Annotated in this window: 20 protein-coding genes; 9 read left to right on the forward strand and 11 right to left on the reverse strand. The window is 64.1% G+C overall.

The annotated features are described in order from the left end of the window. The first annotated feature begins 82 nt into the window (after window positions 1-82). On the forward strand, window positions 83-2842 hold the full coding sequence (gene mutS, locus P6U30_RS36605; RefSeq protein WP_407167494.1) for a DNA mismatch repair protein MutS: 2760 nt from the start codon (window positions 83-85) through the stop codon (window positions 2840-2842). Between the two features lie 172 nt (window positions 2843-3014). On the opposite strand, the gene P6U30_RS36610 is transcribed toward mutS, so the two are convergent. From P6U30_RS36610 to P6U30_RS36630, 5 genes are all read right to left on the reverse strand, one after another. Further along, the gene (locus P6U30_RS36610) at window positions 3015-3815 is read right to left on the reverse strand and encodes a hypothetical protein (RefSeq protein WP_407167495.1); all 801 of its coding nucleotides are present in this window, start codon (window positions 3813-3815) and stop codon (window positions 3015-3017) included. 141 nt (window positions 3816-3956) lie between these two features. After that, window positions 3957-4466, reverse strand: coding sequence for an OsmC family protein (locus tag P6U30_RS36615; RefSeq protein ID WP_407167496.1), 510 nt, complete (start codon window positions 4464-4466; stop codon window positions 3957-3959). Window positions 4467-4522: 56 nt separating this feature from the next. Next, on the reverse strand, window positions 4523-5308 hold the full coding sequence (locus P6U30_RS36620; protein ID WP_407167497.1) for an ABC transporter ATP-binding protein: 786 nt from the start codon (window positions 5306-5308) through the stop codon (window positions 4523-4525). Next, the gene (locus P6U30_RS36625) at window positions 5308-6150 is read right to left on the reverse strand and encodes an ABC transporter permease (protein WP_407170630.1); all 843 of its coding nucleotides are present in this window, start codon (window positions 6148-6150) and stop codon (window positions 5308-5310) included. The genes P6U30_RS36620 and P6U30_RS36625 overlap by 1 nt, the downstream gene beginning before the upstream one ends. A 200-nt stretch (window positions 6151-6350) precedes the next feature. Beyond that, a complete protein-coding gene (locus tag P6U30_RS36630) occupies window positions 6351-7325 on the reverse strand; it encodes an aliphatic sulfonate ABC transporter substrate-binding protein (RefSeq protein ID WP_407167498.1) in 975 nt (324 codons plus the stop codon). Window positions 7326-7520: 195 nt separating this feature from the next. Here P6U30_RS36630 and P6U30_RS36635 point away from each other — a divergent pair, with 195 nt between their 5' ends. The 4 genes from P6U30_RS36635 to P6U30_RS36650 all read left to right on the forward strand — a co-directional run bounded on the left by P6U30_RS36635 (window position 7521) and on the right by P6U30_RS36650 (window position 13144). Next, on the forward strand, window positions 7521-10313 hold the full coding sequence (locus tag P6U30_RS36635; RefSeq protein WP_407167499.1) for a [protein-PII] uridylyltransferase: 2793 nt from the start codon (window positions 7521-7523) through the stop codon (window positions 10311-10313). Window positions 10314-10649: 336 nt separating this feature from the next. Next, window positions 10650-11987, forward strand: a complete 1338-nt coding sequence (locus P6U30_RS36640) for a PAS domain S-box protein (RefSeq protein WP_407170631.1) — start codon at window positions 10650-10652, stop codon at window positions 11985-11987. 47 nt (window positions 11988-12034) lie between these two features. Further along, complete coding sequence (locus P6U30_RS36645) at window positions 12035-12655, forward strand: response regulator transcription factor (RefSeq protein WP_407167500.1); 621 nt, start codon at window positions 12035-12037, stop codon at window positions 12653-12655. A 99-nt stretch (window positions 12656-12754) separates the two neighbouring features. After that, complete coding sequence (locus P6U30_RS36650; protein WP_407167501.1) at window positions 12755-13144, forward strand: response regulator transcription factor; 390 nt, start codon at window positions 12755-12757, stop codon at window positions 13142-13144. Between the two features lie 717 nt (window positions 13145-13861). Here the strand turns inward: P6U30_RS36650 and P6U30_RS36655 are convergent. Further along, window positions 13862-14392: a methylated-DNA--[protein]-cysteine S-methyltransferase gene (locus tag P6U30_RS36655; protein WP_407170632.1), complete on the reverse strand. Its 531-nt coding sequence runs from the start codon at window positions 14390-14392 to the stop codon at window positions 13862-13864. Window positions 14393-14584: 192 nt separating this feature from the next. Here P6U30_RS36655 and P6U30_RS36660 point away from each other — a divergent pair, with 192 nt between their 5' ends. Further along, entirely contained in the window at window positions 14585-15805 is a 1221-nt protein-coding gene (locus tag P6U30_RS36660) for an ABC transporter substrate-binding protein (protein ID WP_407167502.1), read from the forward strand. Between the two features lie 403 nt (window positions 15806-16208). After that, window positions 16209-17435: an ABC transporter substrate-binding protein gene (locus P6U30_RS36665; protein WP_407167503.1), complete on the forward strand. Its 1227-nt coding sequence runs from the start codon at window positions 16209-16211 to the stop codon at window positions 17433-17435. A gap of 295 nt (window positions 17436-17730) precedes the next feature. Here P6U30_RS36665 and P6U30_RS36670 read toward each other — a convergent pair whose 3' ends face one another. Then, window positions 17731-18156 (reverse strand): DUF1330 domain-containing protein, encoded by a 426-nt coding sequence (locus tag P6U30_RS36670; RefSeq protein WP_407167504.1) that lies wholly within the window; start codon window positions 18154-18156, stop codon window positions 17731-17733. A gap of 237 nt (window positions 18157-18393) precedes the next feature. Between P6U30_RS36670 and P6U30_RS36675 the strand changes: the two genes are divergently transcribed. Beyond that, window positions 18394-20622 (forward strand): transglycosylase domain-containing protein, encoded by a 2229-nt coding sequence (locus tag P6U30_RS36675; RefSeq protein ID WP_407167505.1) that lies wholly within the window; start codon window positions 18394-18396, stop codon window positions 20620-20622. Window positions 20623-20826: 204 nt separating this feature from the next. Here P6U30_RS36675 and P6U30_RS36680 read toward each other — a convergent pair whose 3' ends face one another. From P6U30_RS36680 to P6U30_RS36695, 4 genes are all read right to left on the reverse strand, one after another. Beyond that, window positions 20827-21666, reverse strand: coding sequence for a M48 family metallopeptidase (locus P6U30_RS36680; RefSeq protein WP_407167506.1), 840 nt, complete (start codon window positions 21664-21666; stop codon window positions 20827-20829). A 198-nt stretch (window positions 21667-21864) separates the two neighbouring features. Next, a complete protein-coding gene (locus P6U30_RS36685; RefSeq protein WP_407167507.1) occupies window positions 21865-23193 on the reverse strand; it encodes a polyhydroxyalkanoate depolymerase in 1329 nt (442 codons plus the stop codon). Between the two features lie 127 nt (window positions 23194-23320). Continuing rightward, window positions 23321-24088, reverse strand: coding sequence for an ABC transporter permease (locus tag P6U30_RS36690; protein ID WP_407170633.1), 768 nt, complete (start codon window positions 24086-24088; stop codon window positions 23321-23323). 53 nt (window positions 24089-24141) lie between these two features. Beyond that, window positions 24142-24936 carry an ABC transporter ATP-binding protein gene (locus P6U30_RS36695; RefSeq protein WP_407170634.1) on the reverse strand — a complete coding sequence of 265 codons (795 nt, stop codon included), beginning with the start codon at window positions 24934-24936 and terminating at the stop codon, window positions 24142-24144. Window positions 24937-25042: 106 nt separating this feature from the next. Between P6U30_RS36695 and P6U30_RS36700 the strand changes: the two genes are divergently transcribed. Continuing rightward, a complete protein-coding gene (locus P6U30_RS36700) occupies window positions 25043-26365 on the forward strand; it encodes an ActS/PrrB/RegB family redox-sensitive histidine kinase (RefSeq protein WP_407167508.1) in 1323 nt (440 codons plus the stop codon). Window position 26366 lies beyond the last annotated feature (1 nt).

Genomic DNA, 26366 nt, shown 5'->3' on the forward strand with positions numbered 1-26366 from the left:
TATCCGAGGTCGTGGAGAAGGTGGAAAACCCGGTCCTCTCGGATAGGACCGCACGGCGAAATTTTGTAGTTTCCGCTCCCTCATGACCATCCAACAGTCTATCCCGGTCCCGCCTGACTCCACCCCCGCCGAGGCGCCGTCGCGCGTCACGCCGATGATGGAACAATATCTGGAGATCAAGGCGGCCCATCCGGGGTTGCTGCTGTTCTACCGGATGGGCGACTTCTACGAGCTGTTCTTCGAGGATGCCGAGATCGCCTCGAAGGCGCTCGGCATCGTGCTGACCAAGCGCGGCAAGCATCAGGGCATGGACATCCCGATGTGCGGCGTGCCGGTCGAACGCTCCGAGGATTATCTGCACCGCCTGATCGGCGCCGGGCACCGAGTCGCGGTGTGCGAGCAAACAGAAAATCCCGCGGAGGCAAAAGCCCGCGGCAACAAGAGCGTGGTCCGCCGTGGCGTGGTGCGGCTGGTGACGCCGGGCACGCTGACCGAAGACACGCTGCTCGACGCCCGCACCAACAACTACCTGCTGGCGATCGCCCGCGCGCGCGGCTCGGCGGGCGGAGATCGGCTCGGGCTTGCCTGGATCGACATCTCGACCTCCGAATTCATGGTGACGGAGTGCTCGACCGCGGAGCTCGCGGCGACGCTGGCGCGCATCAACCCGAACGAAGTGATCGTGACCGACGCGCTCTACGGCGACGCCGAGCTTGCGCCCACGCTGCGTGAGTTGCCGTCGGTGACGCCGCTGACCCGCGACGTGTTCGATAGCGCCACTGCCGAGCGGCGGCTATGCGACTATTTCGCGGTCGCGACCATGGACGGCCTGTCCGCGATGTCGCGGCTGGAGGCGACTGCCGCGGCCGCCGCCGTCACCTATATCGACCGCACCCAGGTCGGAAAACGTCCGCCGTTATCGCCGCCGGCACGCGAGGCGGCCGGCACCACGATGGCGATCGACCCGGCGACCCGCGCCAATCTCGAGCTGACGCGCACGCTTGCCGGCGAGCGCCGCGGCTCGCTGCTCGATGCGATCGACTGCACGGTGACCGCGGCGGGCTCGCGACTCTTGGCGCAACGACTTGCCGCGCCGCTGACTGACGTTGCCGCGATCGCGCGGCGGCTCGATGCGGTCTCGGCCTTTGTCGCCGACTCAGCCGCGCGCGAAGACATCAGAACCGTGCTGCGTGCGGCGCCCGACATGTCGCGCGCGCTGGCGCGGCTCTCGGTCGGCCGCGGCGGCCCGCGCGATCTCGCGGCCTTGCGCGACGGCATCCTTGCCGCCGACCAAGCCCTGGAGTTGCTCGCGCTGACCGACAATCCGCCGGCCGAGATTGTTGCCGTGATGGCCGCGCTGCGCCGGCCCGCGCGCGATCTTGCGCAGGAGTTTTCCCGCGCATTGAGCGAGCAACTGCCGCTGATCAAGCGCGACGGCGGCTTCGTTCGCGAGGGCTATGAGGCCGCGCTCGACGAAAGTCGCAACCTGCGCGACGCCTCGCGCCTCGTGGTCGCCGCGATGCAGGCGCGCTATGCCGAGGACACCGGCATCAAGACGCTGAAGATCCGGCACAACAATGTGCTCGGCTATTTCGTCGAGGTCACCGCGCAGCACGGCGACAAGCTGCTGGCGCCGCCGCTCAACGCGACCTTCATCCATCGCCAGACCCTAGCCGGGCAGATCCGTTTCACCACGGCAGAGCTCGGCGAGATCGAGGCCAAGATCGCCAACGCCGGCGAGCGCGCGCTCAACCTCGAGCTGGAAATCTTCGAACGCCTGAGCGCGATGGCGCTCGCCGCCAGCGACGACTTACGCAACGCCGCGCATGCCTTTGCGATGCTCGACGTCGCGACAGCGCTCGCCAAGCTGGCAATCGATGACAACTACGTGCGGCCGGAGGTCGACGGCTCGCTCGGCTTCGCGATCGAAGGCGGCCGGCATCCGGTGGTCGAGCAGGCGCTGAAGCGCGACGGCCAGCCGTTCATTGCCAATGCCTGCGATCTGTCGCCCGTACCCCCACCCTACCCTCCCCCGCAAGCGGGGGAGGGTAGGGTGGGGGCCGGTCAGCTCTGGCTGATCACCGGTCCGAACATGGCCGGTAAATCGACCTTCCTGCGCCAGAATGCGCTGATCGCGCTCTTAGCGCAGATCGGCTCTTTCGTGCCGGCGTCGCGGGCGCGGCTCGGCATCGTAGACCGCCTGTTCTCGCGCGTCGGCGCCGCCGACGATCTGGCACGCGGGCGTTCGACCTTCATGGTCGAGATGGTCGAGACCGCCGTGATCCTCAACCAGGCCAGCGAGCGGTCGCTCGTGATCCTCGACGAGATCGGCCGCGGCACTGCGACCTTCGACGGTCTCTCGATTGCCTGGGCTGCGATCGAGCATCTGCATGAGAGCAACCGCTGCCGCACGCTGTTCGCGACGCATTACCACGAGCTGACCGCGCTCTCGGCCAAGCTGCCGCGGATGTTCAATGCCACGGTGCGGGTGAAGGAATGGCAGGGCGACGTCGTGTTCCTGCACGAGGTGCTGCCGGGCTCGGCAGACCGCTCCTACGGCATCCAGGTCGCGAAGCTTGCAGGCCTGCCGCCTGCCGTGATCGCACGTGCCAAATCGGTGCTGGCAAAGCTCGAAGCCCAGGACCGCGGCCAGACTGCGCGCGCGCTGGTCGACGACCTGCCGTTGTTCGCGGTCCCCTCCCGCGCCGCCGCCGAGGACGCGCCGCCGAGCGAGGCCGATCTGCTGGTCGAGGCCGTGAAAGCGCTGCATCCCGACGAGATGTCGCCGCGCGAGGCGCTGGAGGCGCTCTATGCGCTGAAGGCGAAATTACCGAAGGGGTGATCGGTAGCCGGAATCTCGAGCCGTAGGGTGGGCAAAGCGAAGCGTGCCCACCATTTCACCCGGCGCTCTTGATGGTGGGCACGGCGCTACGCGCCTTTGCCCACCCTATGCTCTTCTACGCACCGCGTCCTCTCCACCGTCATTGCGAGCCAACGGGTCGCAATGACGTGGGTCAGGCTCGCACCTTCTTCCTTCGCCCATTCCACCACAGCACCAGATTCCACACGATGCAGGTGGCGAGCGCGCAGCAGAGGCCGATCGGCGAGCCGAATTGCAACACCGCAACGTGCAGCACGGCGACGCCGAGGCCGAAGCCCATCAGGCCCCAGGCGCTGTTGGCGAGCACGGCTGCGGTGGCAGGGCCGCCGATGCGCGGATGCAGGATCAGCATCATCGAGGAGAACACGATCGGAAACAGCGCCATCACGCCGGTGACGCGCGGACCGACCCAGCCGGAGGCCGTAACCACGGTGCCGACCAGGCTCGCGACCAGCAGGGCGCGCAGCGGGATGTCGTACCAGCGCCGTGCGATCAGCGGCATCTTGGCGACGTGCCGATAGGGTTTCAGCAGCGGAATGCAGATCGCAAAGGTGATGGCGTTGACGATCAGTCCGCCCAACAGCGTCCATTCAAACTGGCGCATGATGGTGGCGAGCACGAGCCACAGCGCGATCGCGGCGCCGGCGCTGATCCACATGCTGAAGCGCTGCGCCAGCACGGCATATGCGAGGCCCATATAGATGGTCGCCGCATTGACCGGCAAACTCGACAGCGCGCCCTCGGCGATGAAGGCGGCGTCATGGTCGAGCGCGAGGAAGGTGTAGGACGGCCCCGCCGAGATCGGCAAGGTCGCGACCAGCGCGCCGATCACCGGCCCCGAACGCTCCGTGATGATCGATGCACTGACCACGAACGCCGCCGCGACGGCCATGCGCAGCACGAGGATGAGGAGAAAATGGAGATCGGGGGACATACTGTGTCGTCCCGGCGAAGGCCGGGATCCATAACCACGACTGGTCGTGGGGAACGAAAGTCGACGGGCAGCGCGGCTCGAAACGAGAAGTCACGGCGTATGGGTCCCGGCTTTCGCCGGGACGACACCGATTAAACCCGTTCACACCCGCTGCATCGAGACGGTGACTTTCGGGCCGTTCTTGATGGTCTGATAGACCACGCAATAGCGCTCGGTGAGCTTGAGCAGCAGATCGAGCTTGTCCTGCGGTGCGTCGGTGCCGACATCGAAGCGCAGGCGGATCTCGCGGAAGCCGACCGGGGCTTCCTTGTCGACGCCGAGCGTGCCGCGGAAATCGAGATCGCCCTCGGCCGATACGTGGCCGCTCTTGAGCGGCACCTCGACGGCGGTCGCGACCGACTTCAGCGTGACGCCGGCGCAGGCGACCAGCGCCTCCAGCAGCATGTCGCCGGAGCAGAGCTCGAGCCCGGAGCCGCCGGTTGCGGGATGGAGGCCGGCGACCGCGAGCGCGCGGCCGGTCTCCACCTTGCAGGAAATGCTCTCGTTATCGATCGAGCCCTTGGCCTTCAGCGTGATCACGGCAGCCGTCGGATCGGCCTTGTAGCGTTCCTTGATCGGGGCCTGCATTGCGCGGAGTTCGGCGGAGTCCATGGTTCTGCTCCCGGCTATTGTTCTTTATGCCGGTGTAAGGCCTTCAGGCGTCGCTGTCACCACCACATCGCTTCGCCGGCGCTCGATTTGTCCGCGACATCAGGCACGTTGCGGTCCAGCGAGCGGTCGAGCGCGGTCAGCACGCGGCGCTTGAAGCTGTCGAACAGGTCCGAATTGCGGTCGCGCGGCCGCGCCAGATTGATGGTGATCTGCTCGAACAGCCGGCCCGGCCGTGGCCGCATCACGATCACGCGGTCGGCCAGCACCACGGCCTCGTCGACGTCATGGGTGACCAGGATCAGGGTCGGCCGCGTGTCGGCCCAGAGATCCAGCAGATGGTCCTGCAGATCGCGCCGGGTGAAGGCGTCGAGCGCGGAGAACGGCTCATCGAGCAGCAGCACCTCGGGCTGCGGCACCAGAGCGCGGGCGATCGCGACCCGCTGCGCCTGCCCGCCGGAGAGCTCGCGCGGCCAGGCCGCAGCCTTGTCGGCGAGACCGACACGGGCGAGTGCCGCGGCAATCTTCTCGCGCCGGACGCCGGACGGAAGATCGGCAAGGCCAAAACCGACATTGTCGGCGACGCTCAGCCAGGGTAACAGCCGAGGTTCCTGGAAAATGATGCCGATCTCGGGGTGCGGCGACGATATCACCGCGTTGTCCAGCGTCACCGTGCCGGTGGTGGCGCGATCGAGCCCGGCGATGGCACGCAACAGCGTGGATTTGCCGCAGCCGGAACCGCCGATGATGGCGATGATCTCGCCCGGCTTGATCTCGGCCGAGAAGCGCTCCAGCGCGTGGACCCCGTTTGGATAGGTCTTGCCAACTTCTTTGAGGGCGAGCATCAGGCCCCTCCCCGGGTGCCGAACGCGTCTTGCCAACGCAGCAGCGGCGTGGCCGCGACCTCGATCAGCCAGTCGGTGAGCTTGCCGAGAATGGCGAAGATCACGATCGCAGCGAGAATCTGCGCCGGCTTGCCGAGCTGCTGGCCGTCGATCAGAAGGTAACCGAGCCCTTCGGACGCCCCCATGAACTCGGCGGCAACCACGAACATCCAGCCCAGGCCCAGCCCGACACGCAACGCCACCACATAGGCCGGCAGTACCGCGGGCAACAGGATGCGGCGGATCATCGCAAAGCCGGACAGGCGGTAGACGCGACCGACCTCGACGATCTTGCGATCGACGGACAGGATCGCGCCCATCACGCCGAGGTAGACCGGGAAGAACACCCCGACCGCGATCAGCGCGATCTTCGAGGTCTCGAAGATGCCGAGCCACAGGATGAACAGCGGCACCCAGGCGATCGATGGGATCGCACGCAGCGCCTGCACGGTCGGATCGAGCAGCCGCCGGGCAAAATTCCAGTAACCGGAGATCGCGCCGAACATCGTGCCGGCGACCACGCCGAGCACGAAGCCCGCGCCGACGCGCCACAGCGTCGCGAGGACATGACGCGTCAGCTCGCCGCTCCGGGCGAGCTCGACGATGGTCGCGAACACCTTTGACGGCGGCGGCACCAGCCGGCCGTTGGACCAGCCGAGAGAGACCGCGAGTTCCCAGCCCAGCGCGAGCACAAGCGGCAGCGCCAGCCCGAGTGCCGGCCGTGCGTAACGGGACCATCGCGCCGGCGCTGCAGGCGTCGCGGTCGCATCGCTCTCTCGAAGAGCAGGCAGGTCAACGGTCATGGCCATAGCAAGAATGACTCTTCGCGTGGGATTGCAAGGTGGGGGTTCCCCGACTCATCCCCGCGTCGTCCCGGCGAAAGCCGGGACCCATAACCACCGGGCGTGGAGATCGAGCGAGCCGGGGCCACAGCGTCGTCTCACGACAAAACCCTGTGGTTATGGGTCCCGGATCGCGCTTCGCTTGTCCGGAACGACAGTAGCTAATTCGTCGGCAGCGGGACCTGGTCGTCGATCAGTGAATCCAGCGCGGCCTTTACGTCGGTCTTGGCGTCGATCACGCCGGCCTGTTGCAGGGCGAGGCCGGCGGCGAGGATCGATTCGCGCTGCGGGGCGCCGATGCGGCTGTGGGTCAGCTCGGTGCGCTCCTTGAGCTGCTTGTCCACCACGGCGTCGGGCAGCTTGGTGACCGCGATGAAGGTCTTCTTCAACTCGTCATAGCTCGCCAGTGAATATTGCCGCGCCTCCTCATAGGTGGCGAGCACGCGGCGAACGATGTCAGGGTGATCCTTCAGGAACTGCTCACGCACATTGAGAATGCCCCAGGTGTTGGCGTCCGCCTTGCGGTAGAACAGTTTCGCACCGTCCTCGACCTCCGCCTGCGCCATCATCGGATCGAGCCCGGCCCAGGCGTCGACGTCGCCGCGGATCAGCGCCGTCTTGCCGTCGGCGTGCTGCAGCAGCACCGGCGTGATGTCCTTTTCGGTGAGGCCGGCGGCAAGCAGCGCACGGACCAGGAAGATGTGCGGGTCGGTGCCGCGGGTCACCGCGACGCGCTTGCCCTTGAGATCGGCGACCGACGCGATCTTGGAATCCTTTGACGTCACCAGCGCGGTCCATTCGGGGCGCGAATAGACATAGATCGACTTGATCGGATTGCCGTTGATCTTCGCCACCAGCGCCGCCGAACCCGCGGTCGAGCCGAAATCGATCGAGCCGGCATTGAGGAATTCGAGCGCCTTGTTGGACCCGGCCGACTGCACCCAGACGATGCTGATGCCGTCCTTGGCGAACTCCTTTTCCAGCAGTCCCTTCTGCTTCAGGACCAGCGACACCGGGTTATAGGTCGCCCAATCGATCCGGATCTCCTTCAGCGCATCGGCGGCGAAGGCCGTGCCGGGAAACAGTGCCGAGACCGCGAACAACGCGGCCAGCGTGCGCCGGGACACCAATGACATTCCGCTCTCCTTGACCCGATAAAAAACATCCTTTTATTTCAATGTGTTAGTCTTGCGGTCAACGAGAAAATCTCTACCCTTTGCAAGGCGGCGCGAGAACGATCTTGCTCGCCTCGCCGCTGAAACAGCATGGAGCTGCTGTCCTTATACTTTGGTCAGTGACAGCAAACGCCCGGTCCGTTATCGGATGGAAGCATGGATAGCGTCGTAGCCGAGATCCGCCCGGAGGCGGATGACCGTTTCGAGACAGCGCGGATCACCGCGGCGGTCAATGCACTCGCCGAGAAGCATGCCGGCCGTGAGGACCAGTTTCGCGCTGCGATGGCGCAACTGCTCAAGGCCGAACTGATCGCTGCGCGCGCCACGGCGCAGGCGCTGCTGCTGAAGGACCGCCACGGCCGCCGCTGCGCCGAACGGCTTTGCTTCGTGCAGGACGAGATCATCCGCCTTCTCTATGAGGCGGCGACCAAGCACCTCTATCCCTCGCCGATTCCTTCGGGCGCCGAGCGCATGGCCGTGGTCGCGACCGGCGGCTATGGCCGCGGGCTGATGGCACCGGAATCCGACATCGATCTCCTGTTCATCCTGCCCTACAAGCAGACCGCCTGGGGCGAGCAGGTGGCGGAAGCGATCCTCTACTGTCTCTGGGACATGGGGCTGAAGGTCGGCCACGCCACGCGTTCGGTCGACGAATCGATCCGCCAGGCGCGCGGCGACATGACGATCCGCACCGCGATTCTGGAGACCCGGTTCCTGACCGGCGACCGGCCGCTCTATGACGAACTGGTCGAGCGCTTCGACAAGGAAGTCGTGCAGGGCACCGCATCCGAATTCGTCACCGCCAAGCTCGCCGAGCGGGAGGAGCGGCACCGCCGCGCCGGCCAGTCACGCTACCTGGTCGAGCCCAATGTGAAGGACGGCAAGGGCGGACTGCGCGACCTGCACACCCTGTTCTGGATCGCCAAATACGTCTACCGCGTGCGCGAGACCGACGAGCTGCTGGAACGCGGCGTGTTCGACGCGCAGGAGTACCGCACCTTCCGCCGCTGCGCCGATTTCCTCTGGTCGGTGCGCTGCAATCTGCACTTCTTCGCCGGCCGCGCCGAGGAACGGCTGTCGTTCGACATGCAGCGCGAGATCGCGGTCCGGCTCGGCTACACTTCGCATCCCGGCATGCAGGACGTCGAGCGCTTCATGAAGCACTACTTCCTGATCGCCAAGGATGTCGGCGACTTGACCGCGATCCTGTGCGCCAAGCTCGAGGAGGAGCACAACAAGCCCGCGCCAGTGCTGAGCCGCATGGTGGCGCGCTTCCGGCCCGGCGCCAAGCGCCGGCGGGTAACCGGCAGCGACGACTTCATCGTCGACAACAACCGCATCAACCTTGCGGCACCCGACGTGTTCAAGCACGACCCGGTCAACCTGATCAGGATCTTCCGGCTCGCGCAGCAGAACGACCTTGCCTTCCATCCCGACGCGATGCGTACGGTGACCCGCTCGCTGAAGCTGATCAATACCGAGCTCCGCGAGAACGAGGAAGCCAACCGCCTGTTCATGGAGATCCTGACCTCCGACAACGCGGAGATCGTGTTGCGGCGGATGAATGAAACCGGCGTGCTCGGCCAATTCATCCGCGCCTTCGGCAAGATCGTGTCGATGATGCAGTTCAACATGTACCACCACTATACGGTGGACGAGCACCTGATCCGCTGCATCGGCTTCCTGCAGGAGATCGAGCGCGGCGGCAACGAGGAATTCACCGTCGCGAGCGACCTGTTCCGCAAGATCCGTCCCGAGCACCGCCCGGTGATCTATGTCGCGACGCTGCTGCACGACATCGCCAAGGGACGGCCCGAGGATCATTCGATTGCGGGTGCCAAGGTGGCGCGGCGGCTGTGCCCGCGGCTCGGCTTCTCCGCCGCCGACACCGAGCTGGTGGCCTGGCTGATCGAGGAGCACCTGACCATGTCCACGGTGGCGCAGTCGCGCGACCTGTCGGACCGCAAGACGATCGAGAACTTCGCCGCGGTCGTGCAGTCGGTCGAGCAGATGAAGCTCTTGACCATCCTGACCACCGCCGACATCCGCGGCGTCGGCCCCGGCGTGTGGAACGGCTGGAAGGCGCAGCTCTTGCGCACGCTGTATTACGAGACCGAGCCGGTTCTGACCGGCGGGTTCTCGGAAGTGAACCGCGCCCAGCGCATCGCGGTGGCGCAGGCCGAATTCCGAGCCGCTTTCACCGAATGGCCCGAAGCCGAGCTCAACGCCTATATCGGCCGGCACTATCCGGCCTATTGGCTCAAGGTCGAGCTGCCGCGCAAGATCCGCCAGGCGCGCTTCATCCGCGCCAGCGAGCAGGCCGGCCACAAGCTCGCGATCAATGTCGGGTTCGACGAGGTCCGCGGCGTCACCGAGTTGACGATTCTGGCGACAGACCATCCCTGGCTGCTGTCGATCATCGCGGGAGCCTGCGCCTCCGCCGGCGCCAACATCGTCGACGCCCAGATCTACACCACGACCGACGGCCGCGCCGTCGACACCATCTCGATCTCGCGTGAATACGACCGCGACGAGGACGAGGGCCGCCGCGCGACCCGGATCGGCCAGATGATCGAGGACGTGCTGGAGGGCAAGCTGAGACTGCCCGAAGCGGTGGCGCGGCGCGCCGTGCGCAGCAAGGCGCGGCCGTTCATCGTCGAGCCCGAGGTCACCATCAACAACCAGTGGTCCGACCGCTACACCGTGATCGAGGTCTCCGGCCTCGACCGGCCCGGCCTACTCTACCAGCTCACCACGGCGATCTCGAAGCTCAACCTCAACATCGCCTCCGCGCATGTCGCGACCTTCGGCGAGCGCGCCCGCGACGTGTTCTACGTGACCGACCTGCTCGGCGCCCAGATCACCGCGCCGACCCGGCAGGCCGCGATCAAGAGCGCGGTGCTGCATCTGCTGTCGAGCGAGGACCAGGCGGCGAAGCCTGCGGCCTGACCGGCGACCATGGGACCACAGGCCTGATCGGCATCGGCCCCGCTTTGGGGTTCGAGCACTGCCAGGTTTGTCTCCCGGAAGGCAACGTAACTTGCCTGGAACAGCAGAGGGCCAGGTCGAACAGTGCACATCCTGAGCCGGAGTGAGCGCGAGGGTTTTCTCGGTCGATCCGAGGCCATGCCGGAAGATCGCGAAAGCTGCCGCTTGATATCGCTCGAGCGGCGGAAAGCTGCTAGTATTCGGCATATTTTTGAAGGGCGACGTTGTCGCCGCTGATGATAATGGTCACCTAGCGACGCAGCGCGGCCCGCGATGGCTAATTGCTTTGTGCTGCCGATGATGCGTAACCCGACGATGAAGTGGCCGGCCGAGCAGTGGCTGCTCGGCGGCATGGTGCTGGCGCTCGGGACGGCGGCCTGCATTTGGCTGGTGCTTGGTCCGCAACCGGCGACCCCCGCCTATCTGGTTGCTGTCGTGTTGCTTGTCGCCTCGCTGGCCGCGACATTGATCGTGATGCCCCTGGTGAACTCCACCAAGGACGAGGAACACGCGATCGAGGCGCTGCGCAACAGCGAGGCGCAATGGAAGGAGGTGTTCGAGCATAACCCGGTCATGTACTTCATGGTCGATGCAACAGGCTCCGTCCTGTCCGTCAACACGTTCGGCGCGGCGCAACTGGGCTACTCCGTCGACGAACTGCTCGGGCAATCCGTCCTGACCGTTTTCGCCGCCAAAGACCGGAACTTGGTCCAGAGCAATGTGGCAGCATGTCTCGACAAGATCGGCCAAACCCATAGCTGGGAGATCCAGAAGGTTCGCAAGGACGGTTCGCGGCTTTGGGTTCGTGAAAATGCCAAGGCCGTACGGCGGCCGGACAACCAATTGATCGTGCTGATTGCATGCGAGGACATCACAGCACGCAAGCGAGCCGAGGCGGAATTGCATGAATCTCAGGCCAATCTCGCGCACGTCACGCGCGTGACGGCGCTGGGCGAGCTTGCCGCGTCGATTGCCCACGAGGTGAACCAGCCTCTTGCCGCCGTCGTTACCAATGCCGCCGCATGTCTGCGCTGGCTCGACCGGGCGCCTCCCGATCTCAACGAAGCGCGCGGAGCGGTGGAAGCGATCGTCAAGGACGGCAATCGGGCCGGCGAAGTCATCCAACACGTCCGCGCGCTGGTGAACAAGACGGTCGAACAAAAAGCGCCGCTCGACATCAATGACGTCGTCAACGAGGTGATCAGTCTGGTGCAGCACCAACTGCTGAGCCACCGGGTGTCGCTGCGGCTGGAACTCACGCCCGGGCTGCCGCTAGTCCTGGCCGATCGCATCCAGCTACAACAGGTTATCCTCAATCTGGTCATCAACGGCATCGAGGCGATGCAGGCCGTGACGGACCGGCCGCGAGAGCTTGTGATCGGAACACATCAGAACGAAGCCCGGCATATCCTGGTCACTGTCCGTGACTGCGGCGTTGGCGTTGCCGCCGAAAATGCCGACCGGCTGTTTGACGCCTTCTTCACCACCAAATCCGCCGGCATGGGCATGGGGCTATCGATCTGCCGCTCGATCATCGAAGCCCATGGTGGCCGCCTCTCGATGGCCGGTAGTGCCGGCCCGGGTGCGACGTTTCAGTTCACGTTGCCATTGTATCAGGAGGACCGTGCATCGTGATCGGGCGCGCTGCATCGCCTCACACTCCTGCAAGCGCCGAGGAGCCGATGGTCTTCGTCGTCGACGATGACGCATCGGTGCGAGATGCACTCAGCAATCTCTTCCGATCGGTCGGCTTACGCGTCAAGGTGTTCACCTCGGCGCATGAATTTCTGCAGCACAAGCTTCCGGACGCGCCGAGCTGCTTGATCCTCGACATCAGGCTGCCGCGCGTGAGCGGCCTCGACTTTCAGGCCGAGCTGGCAAAGGCCGGCATTCATATCCCGATCATCTTCATGACGGGCCACGGCGATATCCCGATGACGGTCAGGGCGATGAAGGCCGGAGCTGTCGACTTCCTGACCAAGCCATTCCGCGATCAGGACATGCTGGATGCGGTCACCACCGCGATCGAGCGCGACAGAGGCCGCCGCGATGAGGCAAAGGTCCTTTCCGATCTGCGTACGGCGTTCGCCAACCTCACTCCTCGCGAGCGGCAGGTGATGGCCCTCGTCACGGCGGGGCTCATGAACAAGCAGATTGCCGCCGAAATCGGCGTGGCCGAGATTACCGTGAAGATCCACCGCGGGCACATCATGCGGAAAATGGCAGCGAAGTCGTTGCCGGATCTGGTGCGGATGGCGCAAATGCTCGGGATCGGGGCCGCATCCGGCAGGCCGCAAACCTAAGTATGATTCTCCGGCGCGGCTTCGCGACGCACTGTGCGAACAGCAAGACCGCACCGGACGCTGCGAACGCTCCCCTAGTCGCCCCCAGGAAGGATCCTCTTGCCTCACCCGCCGGTCATATCAATCGTCGACGACGATGGGTCGGTTCGTGCTGCGACCTACAATCTCGTCAGGTCGCTTGGCTACATGGTCCATACGTTCGCATCGGCTGAGGAATTCCTGCGTTCGTCCTACCTGAACAACACATCGTGCGTGATCGCAGATGTCAGAATGCCGGCCATGAGCGGCCTCGATCTGCAAGCCCATCTGCTTGCCACCGGGCGGCACCTTCCATTCATTTTCATCACGGCTTTCTCGGTCGAAAGCGATCGCGTCCGCGCTTTGCAGGCGGGAGCGATCTGCTTTCTGATCAAGCCGTTCGACGGGGACGTTCTGATCAGATGCCTCGATACCGCCCTCGCCCAGCTCGGCGCACCCGCGATCGAATGAGCTCAACCGAACGCGGCAGGCGGACTATACGCAAGGATAGTCCCCGCAAACATCTAGACAAGTTGAAGACGCGCGACGACAGCGCAAGGCTTGGCGTCGTCGTTTCAAGGGCGACGGCGGCAAGACAGCATCAGACACTTTGATCGAAAGATGGGCGTTCCTCGGAGGGAGGTCACCATGCGCGTAGAACCGCGCTGCTCTGAGTGTGACAGGGAAGATCCCAAGATCATCTCCTTGCGAAATCCGGCGAGTGAACGCTACTGCGGACGCCTGTGTCTCTACAAAGGTCAGCAGAACTTCATTCGCTGGATGCAGCGAGCCAATGCGGAGGCCGCGTCATGACTAACCGTTGCGGCAATCCGGAGTGCAGGCGCCCCTTCGGCCTGATTCGGCGTAGCTGGCACTTTGAGCAGTTTTGCTCGACGAAGTGCCGCGAGGCCTACAAGCAGCAGTTGGAGCGCAACCGAGCCTATTGGAAATGGCTCTACCCTCTGCCCCGACCCAGTGATGCAGCGAAGAAATTGATCTAGCGACGCGAGCGAGGAGCGCTCAAAGGAGCCGCCATGACGACAGTGGATGCGATGCTGGTGGGAGCGGTACTCGCGTGGGTGCCTTCGCTGGTTGTATTCCTCTATATCGTGCGCGACCTGCGAAACATGCCCAGCGAGGATTTGGATTGATCGTTGATCAATCGTCGGGCGGCTCTTCGCAGACGCGCTAAACCTCAACCCCCTCGTGGCGCAGCAGCCAGCGCTTGCGCTCCAGTCCGCCACCATACTTAACCAGCGAACCGTTGGCGCCGATCAGGCGGTGGCAGGGCACGACGACGCTGATCGGGTTGGAGCCGTTGGCATGACCGACGGCGCGCATGGCGTTCGGCACTTTCAGCTTCGCCGCCAGGGCACCGTAGCTCATGGTGGTGCCGGCTGGAATCTTCGGCAGCGCGTGCCACACCTTCTGCTGGAACGGCGTGCCCGCAACGCGCCATTTGATCTCGTCGAGCCGATCGAGATCGCCCTTGAAATATCCGCTCAAGGCGTCGCGAAGCTCGTGCGGCAGGCGGCCGTCCCGCAGCGTCACCGCGCCATAGTGCAGCCGCAGCAGGTCGAGCATCCGCGCTTCGTAGTCGTCCCAATCAAGCGCACGCAACACGCCGTCGTCATCGGTCACCAGCAGCGCGGTTCCGATCGGGGTCTTGAGGCGATCGAGGTTGAAGATTCGCGGTGTCTTCGGCACGGCCATGGTCATCTCACGGAAATCGATCTGGCGCGGTGATACTTTCACCTTCCCGCCGCCGGCGTCCACCCGAATCCCGCGACACTGCGCGCAGCCGGCGTCCTTGCAATGGCCTACCCCTTCCTCCATCATCCCCGCAACGATGACATCCGACGGGGAAAGCTTCCCGCGGACAAGATCATCGGCAACATGGGAGGTCACGACATGAGAAGCGTGCAATTGCTCGCTGCGAGTGCGCTTGCGATCGCGTTGTCCGTTACTTCAGCTACCGCGCAGAAGAAATACGATATCGGTGCGACCGACACCGAGATCAAGATCGGCCAGACCGTGCCGTTCTCGGGTCCCGCATCGGCCTATGCGGGCATCGGCAAGACCCAGGCCGCCTACCTCAAGATGATCAACGATCAGGGCGGCATCAACGGCCGCAAGCTGAACCTGATCCAGTATGACGACGCCTATTCGCCGCCCAAGGCCGTCGAGCAGGTGCGCAAGCTGGTCGAGGGCGATGAGGTGCTGTTCACCTTCCAGATCATCGGCACGCCGTCGAATGCCGCCGTACAGAAATATCTGAATGCCAGAAAGGTGCCGCAACTGCTGGCCTCGACCGGCGCCTCGCGCTTCTCCGATCCGATCGCCGCCCCCTGGACCATCGCCTTCAATCCGAACTACCAGTCCGAGGGCCGCATCTACGCCAAATACATCCTGGCCAATCACCCCAATGCCAAGATCGGCATCTTCTACCAGAACGACGATCTCGGCCGCGATTACATCACCGGCCTGAAGAGCGGGCTCGGCGACAAGGCGGCGAGCATGATCGTTGCGGAAGTGTCCTACGAGCTGACTGATCCGACCGTCGACTCCCAGATCGTCAAGCTGAAGGCCGCCGGCGTCGATCTGCTCTACGACGCCTCGACGCCGAAATTCGCCGCGCAGGCGATCCGCAAGGTCGCGGACCTCGACTGGCACCCGGTCCACATCCTCGACATCAATGCGAGCCCGGTGTCGGCGACGCTGAAACCCGCCGGCCTCGACATCTCCAAGGGCATCATCTCGACCAACTACGGCAAGGACCCGGCCGATCCGCAGTGGAAGGACGATCCGGGCGTGAAGGCCTATTTCGCCTTCATGGACAAGTATTACCCGGAAGGCGACAAGCTCAACACCGTCAACACCTACGGCTATTCGACCGCCGAGCTACTGATCCAGGTGCTCAAACAGTCCGGCGACGACCTCACCCGCGAGAACCTGATGAAGCAGGTGACCAGCCTGAAGAACTTCGTTCCGTCTCTCGCGCTGCCCGGCATGTCGATCACCACAGGGCCGAAGGATTATCGCATCAACAAGCAGATGCAGATGATGCGTTTCAACGGCGAGCGTTGGGAACTGTTCGGCCCGATCATCGAGGATACGGGGCCGGCGGGGTAGGTCGCGCGCCGACGAGACTGCGCACACTGTCATCCCCGCGAAAGCGGGGATCCAGTACGCCGCAGCTTATCGGCTCAATTACAACCGCCTCTGGAATACTGGATCGCTCGCCTTCGCGGGCGATGACGGCTGATGTGCGCGGACGTAGCTGCCCCGCTGAGACTCCGCCTTACCCGCAGGCGGGGCGGGGTGAAGCGGAGCGCAGCACTTGCCCGCTGCCCCCTTTTCTTTCGCACTGCCCCCTACTTTGGTTGACTGAAATCGCTGAGCTTTTCGGCGTCGCTCGTCTTGCGTTGCAACAAGCGTTCCGCCAGTATCCGGCGCAAGCGATGGCACCTTCGGGAATTTGGTCCCGCGGACGAGATCATCGGCCAACCATCAATCACGTGAGGAAAGCAGCATTATGAGGAATGGGATTTCCAACCTGGTCACGGGAACGGCGCTGGCGATGGCGCTGGCGGCGTCGCCGGCTCTCGCGCAGAAGAAGTACGATCCCGGCGCGAGCGACACCGAGATCAAGATCGGCCAGACCGTCCCCTTCAGCGGACCCGCCTCCGCCTATGCCAGCATCGGCAAGACCCAGGCCGCCTATTTCAAGATGATCAACGATCAGGGCGGCATCAACGGCCGCAAGATCAACCTGATCCAATATGACGACGCCTATTCGCCGCCCAAGGCCGTCGAGCAGGTGCGCAAGCTCGTCGAAAGCGACGAGGTGTTGCTGACGTTCCAGATCGTGGGCACGCCGTCGAACGCCGCCGTGCAGAAATATCTCAACGCCAAGAAGGTGCCGCAGCTCTTCGCCGCGACCGGCGCCTCGAAGTTCACCGATCCGAAGAACTTCCCCTGGACGCTCGGCTTCAACCCGAATTACTTCGTCGAGGGCCGCATCTACGGCCAGTACATCCTGAAGGAGCATCCGAACGCCAAGATCGGCGTGCTCTATCAGAACGACGACCTCGGCAAGGATTATCTGAACGGCATCAAGGCCGGCCTCGGCGACAAGGCCGCCAAGATGATCGTGGCCGAAGCCTCCTACGAGGTCTCCGATCCGACCGTCGATTCCCAGATCATCAAGATCAAGGATGCCGGCACCGATCTGTTCTTCTCGGCCTCGACGCCGAAGCAGGCCGCGCAGGCGATCAAGAAGATCTACGAAATGGGCTGGCATCCGATTCAGATCGTCGACATCAACGCCACCTCGGTCGGCGCCGTGCTGCAACCGGCGGGTCTCGAAGCCTCCAAGGGCCTGATCAGCACCAACTACGGCAAGGATCCGGCCGACCCGCAGTGGAAGGACGACCCGGGCATGAAGCGCTACTTCGACTTCATGGCCAAGTACTACCCGGACGGTGACAAGAACTCGAACTTCAACACCTACGGCTACTCGACCGCGCAATTGATGGTGCACGTCCTCAAGCAATGCGGCGACAACCTGACGCGCGAGAACGTGCTGAAGCAGGCCACCAACCTGAAGAACGTCGAACTCGACATGGCGCTGCCCGGCATCAAGGGTAACACCGCGCCGAACGACTACCGCGTCAACAAGCAGCTTCAGATGATGCGGTTCAACGGCGAGCGCTGGGAGCTGTTCGGCCCGATCCTCGAGGACGCCGGCCCCGCGGGCTAGCGGTTCGCACGGGTTGAAAATGCAATTGGCGGCCTACGGGCCGCCGATTTGTTTTTTGGGCCTCGCCATTCGACCCACCACCGTCACCCTGAGGAGCGCGTAGCGCGTCTCGAAGGGTCGACGGCCACCAGCCAGCCGGGCCGTGCATCCTTCGAGACGCGCGCAAGAGCGCGCTCCTCAGGATGACGGCGATAGAGCTGGCTTGACCCGGCAATCCATCGACCAGCACGACTCTCTTCCGATGGATGCGCGGGTCGAACCCGCGCATGACGAGATCAGCCGATGGCCGGCATCGTCACTCCGGTATCTCGCCGAAGTTCTTCCCCACCGGCAGCACGGCATGGCGGATCAGGCGGGAATCCTCCACCGCGGCCTGGCGGTGCTTCACCGCCTCGCGATAGACGGGATCGCGGATCATCTCGACGAAGGCGCCGACGCTGGGATACTCCGCGATGAAGCAGTGATCCCAGCGCTCCTCTTGCGGGCCGATCAGCATCAACTCGAACCGGCCCTGCCAGACGATCCGGCCGCCGAGCCGCTCGAACACCGGACCGCTTTCGCGCCCGTAGGCCGCATAGGCTTCCGCACCGGTCGCCTTGCGACCGTCGGGATAGGCGGCCCATTCGCGCAAGCGCACCAGGTTGAGCATGTGAATCGGGCCCGGCCGATTACTCTCCCGGAATTGCGCGAAGACTTCCTTGGTCGGATCGATATGGCCCATGCGATGCTCCTTTGCTTCTTGTTCCACTCTTATCTAGCACGCGCTGCCTCACCTCCTAATCCCGCGTTAAGCTTTGCGTAACCGCCCCTTAAACCGGGAACGCTAGTTTCGCGCTGGACGAGAGCGTTTTCGAGCGAAAGTGGACACCGGTTCGCGTGAAGAAAACGCGTCAAACCAAGAGTCCAGAGCTTCGGTTCTGATTCGATCAGAACTGAAGCGCCGGTGTGAGCGTTGCTTATGGCGTGGGGACGAAAAAAAGGCGGAGCGCGCAAGGAGCCGCTGTTCGGGCTTCCGGCCGCGCTTGCCGATTTGCGCCTGTCGCCTGACGATCGCATCCCCGGCGGCGGCGACGACAAGCCCGCCAAATCCAAGCCCAAGAAGAGCGAATCCGGCGAGAAGCCGCGCGCCCCGCGCAGCGGTAGCAAGCGCCGCGGCAAGTCGCGCGGCTTCGGCATCGGCCGCCTGTTCTACTGGGGCGCGGTGCTCGGCCTGTGGGCGTGCATCGCAGTGATCGGTGTCGTGGTGTGGGTCGGCGCGCATCTGCCGCCGATCCAGTCGCTGGAAATCCCGAAACGCCCGCCGACCATCCAGATCGTCGGCCTCGACGGCAGTGTGCTGGCGCAGCGCGGCGAAATGGCCGGCGCCAACGTGTCGTTGAAGGATCTGCCGCCCTATCTGCCGAAAGCCTTCATCGCCATCGAGGACCGCCGCTTCTATTCACACTATGGCGTCGACCCGTTCGGCATCCTGCGTGCCGCGGTGGCCAACCTGATGCATCGCGGCGTGTCGCAGGGCGGCTCGACGTTGACGCAGCAGCTCGCCAAGAACCTGTTCCTCACGCAGGAGCGCACCATCCAGCGCAAGCTGCAGGAGGCCGAGCTCGCGCTGTGGCTGGAGCGCAAGCGTTCCAAGAACGAGATCCTCGAACTCTATCTCAACCGCGTCTATTTCGGCTCGGGCGCCTACGGCGTCGAGGCCGCGGCGCAACGCTATTTCGGCAAGTCGGCGAAGGATGTAACACTGGCGGAAGCCGCGATGCTCGCCGGCCTCGTGAAGTCGCCGTCTCGGCTGGCACCGAACCGCAATCCGCAAGGCGCCGAGCAGCGCGCCCAGGTCGTGCTGGCAGCGATGGCGGACGCCAAGTTCATCACCGAAGCGCAGGCCAAGGCCGCGATGGGCCAGCCCTTGCTCAATGTGAAGCCGGCCGGCGCCGGCACCGTCAACTATGTCGCCGACTGGATCAGCGAGGTGCTGGACGATCTGGTCGGCCAGATCGACCAGGACATCGTGGTGCAGACCACGATCGACCCGAAGCTGCAGAACATCGCGGAAGCCGCCGTGATCGACGAGCTCGCGGCCAAGAGCGTGAAGTTCAATGTCAGCCAGGGCGCGCTGGTGGCGATGTCGCCTGACGGTGCGGTGCGCGCCATGGTCGGCGGCCGGAACTACGCCGAAAGCCAGTACAACCGCGCCGTGACCGCGAAGCGGCAACCCGGCTCGGCCTTCAAGCCGTTCGTCTATCTCACCGCGGTGGAGTCCGGCCTGACGCCGGATACGATCCGCCAGGACGCCCCGCTCGACATCAAGGGCTGGAAGCCCGAGAACTACACCCACGAATATTTCGGCTCGGTGACACTGACCCAGGCGCTGGCGATGTCGCTGAACACGGTCGCGGTGCGGCTGGGCCTCGAAGTCGGCCCGAAGAACGTGGTGCGCACCGCGCACCGGCTCGGCATCTCCTCGAAGCTCGAACCCAACGTCTCGATTGCGCTCGGCACGTCCGAAGTGTCCATGCTCGAACTGGTCGGTGCCTATGCGCCGTTCGCCAATGGCGGCTACGCGGTGTCGCCGCATGTGGTGACCAGGATCAAGACCAGCACGGGCAAGGTTCTCTACGACCGTCCGGCCGATCCGCCGAACCAGGTGATCGAGCCGCGCTATGACGCGATGATGAACAGTATGATGCGGGAAACCCTGATCTCCGGTACGGCCCGCAAGGCCGAGATCCCCGGCTGGACGGCCGCCGGCAAGACCGGCACCAGTCAGGATTATCGCGACGCCTGGTTCATCGGCTACACTGCTAATCTCGTTACCGGCGTCTGGCTCGGCAATGACGACAACACGCCGACCCGGAAGGCGACCGGCGGCGGTCTTCCAGTCGAGGTGTGGTCGCGCTTCATGAAGGCCGCGCATCAAGGCGTGCCGGTCGCTTCCGTCCCGAATTCGCAAGGCAACTGGGGACCGGCGAACCTGGTCCAGATCTCCTCGCAGATCACGGCGCCATCAGCGCCGGTGGCCCAGATGCAATCGCCGCCAGCCCCGGCGCCCCAACCGGGCGGCGGCTATTATCGATCACCGGCTCCGGTGCGCGCCTCGGCTGCCCCGCCTAACCCGAATGCGCGGCCGGAAGCGGCCGCCGGATTGGATGGTTGGCTGGTGGATCGCCTGTTCGGCGGACGTCGCTGAGCGCTTTCAGCTCGTAGATGGAGTAACGGGCCCCGTTACCCCATCTACCAGCAGCGTTTCCATTGACAACATGATCGTCATCCCCCCGCGAATGCGGGGGATCCAGTACGCCGTGGGCTCTCGGTTTGAACACAGACGTCCCTGGAATACTGGATCGCCCGCTTTCGCGGGCGATGACAGTTCGAGTTGGGACACTGCCGTCGGCTAATCCAGAATCCCGTAGCGATGCAAGTCGTTGCCGTGAGTGTCGAGCCATGTCTTGGCGCGGTCGACCGACACGCAGATCTTGTCGACCACCCTCCAGAACCGCGGCGAGTGGTTCATCTCGACGAGATGCGCCACTTCATGCGCTGCGAGGTAGTCGAGCACGAAGGGTGGCGCCAGGATCAGGCGCCACGAGAACGATAGCGAACCGGCCGAGGTACACGACCCCCAGCGGCTCGATTGATCGCGGATCGAGATCCGCCGCACCCGGACGCCGAGTTCCGCGGCGTAAAGCTGCGCGGCCTTTTGCAGGTCCTTGCGCGCCTCGCGCTTGAGGAAGTCATGCACGCGACGGTCCATGTGCTCGACGCCGCCGGCAACGCACAGCACCTTCTCGCCGCTGTCACGGGTCTCGGTCCAGACCGTGCCGCGTTCGCCGGCGCGGTGAACGAGGCGATGATGCACCCCGCGCAACGGCACCAGCGTGCCGGGCTGAAAGGGCGCAGCCTTCGGCAGACGACCGAGACGAGCGGCGATCCAGCCGCCGTGGAGGTTCGCAAAGTCCTTGGCTTCCACGATTGTGCCGCGCGGCGGCATCGTCAGGATCGCCTCACGATCCGTCGGATGAATTCTCAATGTGTAGCGGCGTGCGCGTCTGTGTCTGCGAAGCCTGACGGTGAAGAATTGAGAGCCGTGCCTGACCAAAAGGGTCGCGGGTTCGGCGGGCCGCCGATAGAGGAGCGCACGAGTAGCCATGTCTGAGAGTCCGGGGAGCAGGAGTTCACCCGAACTCTGCCATATCCGCCGCCAGCGGAATGGCTCGGCGCAAAAACAAATCATTTGCCCAATATACAGGGGTCGGTTGATTCTCGCCCCCTATGGGCTGGGGCTGGAACCGGAATTTTTCCAATGAATCACGATTAGAAGCTACGCTCAAGAAATGAGCGAATACTCATCCCTTGAGCGCGCCTGGAATCGGAATTTTTTTAGTTAATTCAGTAACTTATGCCACGACCGAAATCGCAGCCGAAATGATACCTATTCGGCCGCCGCGACCAGGGAAAGCCGCGTATTGGCGGCTGAAACCATGAAATCGGAGATGCGCGGCACGATTTCGGAGCGGAAACGCGAGCCGTTGAACACGCCGTAGTGGCCGACCCCCTTCTGCACGTAGTGCACGCGGCGATGATTGGGAATTGCGGTGCAGAGCGCATGCGTCGCCTCGGTCTGACCGAGGCCGGAGATGTCGTCCTTTTCGCCTTCCACCGTCATCAGCGCAACACGGCGGACCTTCGACGGATCGACCGGCTTGCCGCGATGGGTCATCTCGCCCTTCGGCAGCGCGTGCTTGACGAACACGAGGTCGACGGTCTGCAGATAATACTCCGCCGTGAGGTCCATCACCGCGAGATATTCATCGTAGAATTCGCGGTGCTTATCGACGAGATCGCCGTCACCCTTCACCAGATTGGCGAACAGCGCCTTATGCGCGTCCATGTGCCGATCAAGGTTCATGCTGATGAAGCCGTTGAGCTGCAGGAATCCCGGATAGACGTCGCGCATCACGCCGGGATGCGGGAACGGCACCTTGGTGATGACATTGTTGCGGAACCAGTCGATACCGCGCTCTTCGGCCAGGTTGTTGACCGCGGTCGGATTGCGCCGCGTATCGATCGGGCCGCCCATCAGCGTCATCGACAGCGGCACGAAGGGGTCGTTGTTGGCTTCCATGACGGACACGGCCGCGACCACCGGTACCGAGGGCTGGCACACCGCGATGACATGAATGTTGCCGCCGAGGGTGTGCAGCATCTCAATGACGTAGTCGACATAGTCATCGAGATCGAAGCGGCCGGCCGCGAGCGGCACCATCCGTGCGTCCGCCCAGTCGGTGATGTAGACCTCATGAGTCGGCAGGAATGCCTCGACCGTGCCGCGCAGCAGCGTCGCATAATGGCCCGACATCGGCGCCACGATCAGCACGCGCGGCTGGGGCGCGCGCAACGGCCGCGTCAGCTTGCGATCGAAATGCAGCAGGCGGCAGAATGGCTTTTCCCAGATCGAACGGACCTCGACCGCGGTGCGGATGCCGTTGACCTCGGTCGTCGGCAGGTTCCATTCGGGCTTGCCGTAGCGGCGGGTGGTGCGCTCGAACAGTTCGCATGCGGCGGCAATCGATTTGCCGAACTCGGTGTGCGTCCAGGGATTGAGCGGGTTCTGGAATAGAATCTTGGTGGCGTCGGTCACGGCGCGCGCCGGATTGAGCGAGGCATGCGCCATCTCGTACATCCAGTAGAGCGGCGTTGTGAGTGCCGGACTGCCTTCCGCCACCAGTGGCGGGGCACCGCCAAATTCACCAATCGGCATCGTCGTTCAGACCCCTGTTTTGCGCCGCAGCATACTGACCAATGCGAAATAATGCGTCAATGCGCCGCTGGACACATTTGGGGGCAGGATTCGCCTAAAAGGGCGAAATTCCTTGGGAAAGTGACATTTATTCACCAGCGCTGAGCAGCGATCCGTGACGCTTGGCACTGCGCAACAGGGCAAGGAAGATCGCAAAGGATGCGGCGAACAGCACCGCGTTGATGAGCAGCGCATCGATCATCAGGTCGGCGCGGAAGACGTGGTCGATCAGAAGCGCGCGCATGCCCTCGAACACATAGGTCGGCGGCAAGGCCCAGGCGACGTATTGCAGCCAAACCGGCAGCACCTCGACCGGATAATAGATGCAGGCGAGCGGCATCACCGCGAACATCAGCGTCCAGACGATGCTTTCCGCGCCGAGACCGTTGCGCAGCACGAGGCCCGAGGCGAACACGCCGACCGACCAACTCGTGAAGATCAGATTGCAGAAGAAGGCGATCAGCGGCACCCCGATGGCGTAGAAATTGAAGCCGAAAAAGAACAGCGCCATCAGCGTCATCGGGACGATGCCGATGGCGAGCCGGATCAGGCTCATGATCATCAGCGAGAGCAGGAACTCGATCGGCTTCAACGGGCTCATCATCAGGTTGCCGAGATTGCGCGCCCACATCTCTTCCAGAAACGAGATCGAAAAGCCGAGCTGTCCACGGAAGAGGATGTCCCAGAGGATGACGGCGCCGATCAGCGAGCCGCCGGCCTTGGCGAAGAAGCCCGAGGTTTGCGAGATGTAGGTCTGCAGGAAGCCCCAGGTGATGATCTGCAGTGCCGGCCAGTAGACCAGTTCCAGCAGCCGCGGCCACGAGGACATCAACAGATACCAATAGCGCAGCACCATCGCGTTGATGCGCTGCAGAGAAATCCGGTGCTGCGGCCGGCTGACGAGCTCGCTCACGTCGCACCCTCCCGCACCCGGCCACGCGCGACGTCGAGAAACACCTCTTCCAGCGTGTCGCGGTTGTAGCGCGCCATGATCCCGTCGGGGCTGCCGTCGTCCTCGATCTTGCCGCGCTTCATGATGATGACCCGGTCGCACAGCCGCTCGACCTCGAGCATGTTGTGCGATGCGAGCAGGATCGTCGCGTTGTGAGTCTTGCGATAGGTCTCCAGATGCTGCCGCACCCAGTCGGCGGTGTCGGGATCGAGCGACGCGGTCGGCTCGTCCAACAATAAGAGTTCCGGCTGGTTGATCAGCGCCTTCGCCAGCGCGACGCGCGTCTTCTGCCCGGCGGAGAGCTTGCCGTTGGCGCGGTCGAGGAAGTCCTTCAGGTCGAGATCGGCGGCAAGCTGGTCGATCCGCTCGCGCAAATGCTTCACCGCATAGAGGCGACCGAAGATGGTCAGGTTCTGTCGCACGGTGAGCCGCATCGGCATGTCGACATAGGGGCTTTCGAAGTTCATCCGGCCGAGCACGTCATAGCTCTGTTCGGGGATATCAGCGCCCAGCACCCGAACGCGGCCCGAGGTCGGCAACACCAGACCCATGATCATCGCGATCGTCGTGGTCTTGCCGGCGCCGTTGCCGCCGAGCAGGCCGGTGATGCTGCCGCGCGCGATGCGGAAGGAAATGTCGTCGACGGCGCGGGTGGTCTTGTAGACCTTGACCAGATGCGCGACGTCGATCGCCGCCGATCTGCCCAGATCGGCCGCCGGCGGTTGCCCCTGACCTGTCTCGCTCTGTTGCATATGGCCGTTCATTGAGCCATTGCGACAATAAGCGCAAGGCTTGCGCCGGCTCCTTGCGTTAAGTCGCGAATTTGTGCGCTACCCATAGCACAGCTAAGGTCCGGATATGACCGACGTCGCCACCTCCGATTTCCGCCAGCCACGTAGCAATGTCCGCCTGGATACGATCCTGCGGCTGCGCTGGCTGGCCGCGCTTGGCCAACTGGTGGCGATCTTCGTCGTCGCCCAGGGATTGGAATTCGACGTTCCGATCGTGCCTTGCGTCTGCATCATCGCATTTTCGGCGCTGCTCAACCTGGGACTGCAGATCGCCTTCAATCCGATGCAGCGGCTGGAGCCGACCCATGCCGCAGCGCTGCTCGCGCTCAACATCGTGGAGCTTGCCGCGCTGCTCTATTTCACCGGCGGCCTGCAGAACCCGTTCTCGTTCCTGTTCCTCGCGCCGGTGCTGATCTCGGCGACGGTGCTGCCGGTGCGGCTGACCATCGCGCTTGGCTGCCTTGCGGTCGCCTGCGCCTCGGCGCTGTTCTTCTATCACCTTCCGCTGCCGTGGGACGCCGATGATCCGTTGGTGCTGCCGCCGATTTATTTGCTCGGCGTCTGGCTCTCGATCCTGCTCGCAATCGGCGTCACCAGCCTCTACGCCTTTCAGGTGACGGAGGAGGCGCGGCAGCTATCCGACGCGCTGGCCGCAACCGAACTGGTGCTGACGCGGGAGCAGCACCTGACCCAACTCGACGGCCTTGCCGCCGCCGCCGCGCACGAGCTCGGCACGCCGCTGTCGACGATCTTCCTGATCTCGCGCGAGCTGGAAAAGACGGTGCACGACCCGAGCCTCACGGGCGACCTGAAGACCCTGCGCGAGCAGGCGCAGCGCTGCCGCGACATCCTGAGCAAGATCGCGCAGCTCTCATCGACCGGCGCGCCGTTCGACAACATGAAGCTGTCGACGTTGATCGAGGAGGCGGTGGCGCCGCATCGCGACTTCGGCGTCAACATCAAGGTGCGGCTTGCTGTCGCAGCGACACCCGAGCCGATCGGTGCCCGCAACCCCGCGATCCTGTATGGCGTCGGAAACATTTTGGAAAATGCCGTCGATTTCGCGCATCAAACGGTCGAGGTGAATGCGTGGTGGAATGCCGAAACTGTCGAGATTGTGATCTCCGATGACGGTCCCGGCATCGCCCCTGACATGCTGAAACGGATCGGAGAGCCCTATCTGTCGCGCCGCCGGGGCGCAGACGAGGCCCAAAATGCGCGCGGAGGCCTTGGTCTGGGCGTTTTCATCGCAAGAACGCTCCTGCAACGCACCGGTGCCAAAGTGTCGTTCACCAACCGCGTGTTTCCCGATCACGGGGCGGTCGCTCAGATCGTCTGGCCGCGCGAGCGCTTCGAGGGCACCGCGCCGGACGGCGAGAGCGCGTCCTAAG

The organism is Bradyrhizobium sp. ORS 111, from assembly GCF_045571485.1.
GTDB lineage: Bacteria > Pseudomonadota > Alphaproteobacteria > Rhizobiales > Xanthobacteraceae > Bradyrhizobium.

Excerpts from the sequence above, each read along its gene's own strand:
- P6U30_RS36685 (WP_407167507.1), bottom strand. The coding sequence starts at position 23,193 with ATGCCGATTGGTGAATTTGGCGGTGCCCCGCCACTGGTGGCGGAAGGC.
- P6U30_RS36645 (WP_407167500.1), top strand. The coding sequence starts at position 12,035 with ATGGTCTTCGTCGTCGACGATGACGCATCGGTGCGAGATGCACTCAGC.
- P6U30_RS36625 (WP_407170630.1), bottom strand. The coding sequence starts at position 6,150 with ATGACCGTTGACCTGCCTGCTCTTCGAGAGAGCGATGCGACCGCGACG.
- P6U30_RS36680 (WP_407167506.1), bottom strand. The coding sequence starts at position 21,666 with ATGATTTGTTTTTGCGCCGAGCCATTCCGCTGGCGGCGGATATGGCAG.
- P6U30_RS36695 (WP_407170634.1), bottom strand. The coding sequence starts at position 24,936 with ATGCAACAGAGCGAGACAGGTCAGGGGCAACCGCCGGCGGCCGATCTG.
- P6U30_RS36675 (WP_407167505.1), top strand. The coding sequence starts at position 18,394 with ATGGCGTGGGGACGAAAAAAAGGCGGAGCGCGCAAGGAGCCGCTGTTC.
- P6U30_RS36635 (WP_407167499.1), top strand. The coding sequence starts at position 7,521 with ATGGATAGCGTCGTAGCCGAGATCCGCCCGGAGGCGGATGACCGTTTC.
- mutS (WP_407167494.1), top strand. The coding sequence starts at position 83 with ATGACCATCCAACAGTCTATCCCGGTCCCGCCTGACTCCACCCCCGCC.
- P6U30_RS36690 (WP_407170633.1), bottom strand. The coding sequence starts at position 24,088 with ATGGTGCTGCGCTATTGGTATCTGTTGATGTCCTCGTGGCCGCGGCTG.
- P6U30_RS36670 (WP_407167504.1), bottom strand. The coding sequence starts at position 18,156 with ATGGGCCATATCGATCCGACCAAGGAAGTCTTCGCGCAATTCCGGGAG.
- P6U30_RS36700 (WP_407167508.1), top strand. The coding sequence starts at position 25,043 with ATGACCGACGTCGCCACCTCCGATTTCCGCCAGCCACGTAGCAATGTC.
- P6U30_RS36630 (WP_407167498.1), bottom strand. The coding sequence starts at position 7,325 with ATGTCATTGGTGTCCCGGCGCACGCTGGCCGCGTTGTTCGCGGTCTCG.
- P6U30_RS36620 (WP_407167497.1), bottom strand. The coding sequence starts at position 5,308 with ATGCTCGCCCTCAAAGAAGTTGGCAAGACCTATCCAAACGGGGTCCAC.
- P6U30_RS36655 (WP_407170632.1), bottom strand. The coding sequence starts at position 14,392 with ATGACCATGGCCGTGCCGAAGACACCGCGAATCTTCAACCTCGATCGC.
- P6U30_RS36640 (WP_407170631.1), top strand. The coding sequence starts at position 10,650 with ATGATGCGTAACCCGACGATGAAGTGGCCGGCCGAGCAGTGGCTGCTC.
- P6U30_RS36660 (WP_407167502.1), top strand. The coding sequence starts at position 14,585 with ATGAGAAGCGTGCAATTGCTCGCTGCGAGTGCGCTTGCGATCGCGTTG.
- P6U30_RS36610 (WP_407167495.1), bottom strand. The coding sequence starts at position 3,815 with ATGTCCCCCGATCTCCATTTTCTCCTCATCCTCGTGCTGCGCATGGCC.
- P6U30_RS36665 (WP_407167503.1), top strand. The coding sequence starts at position 16,209 with ATGAGGAATGGGATTTCCAACCTGGTCACGGGAACGGCGCTGGCGATG.
- P6U30_RS36615 (WP_407167496.1), bottom strand. The coding sequence starts at position 4,466 with ATGGACTCCGCCGAACTCCGCGCAATGCAGGCCCCGATCAAGGAACGC.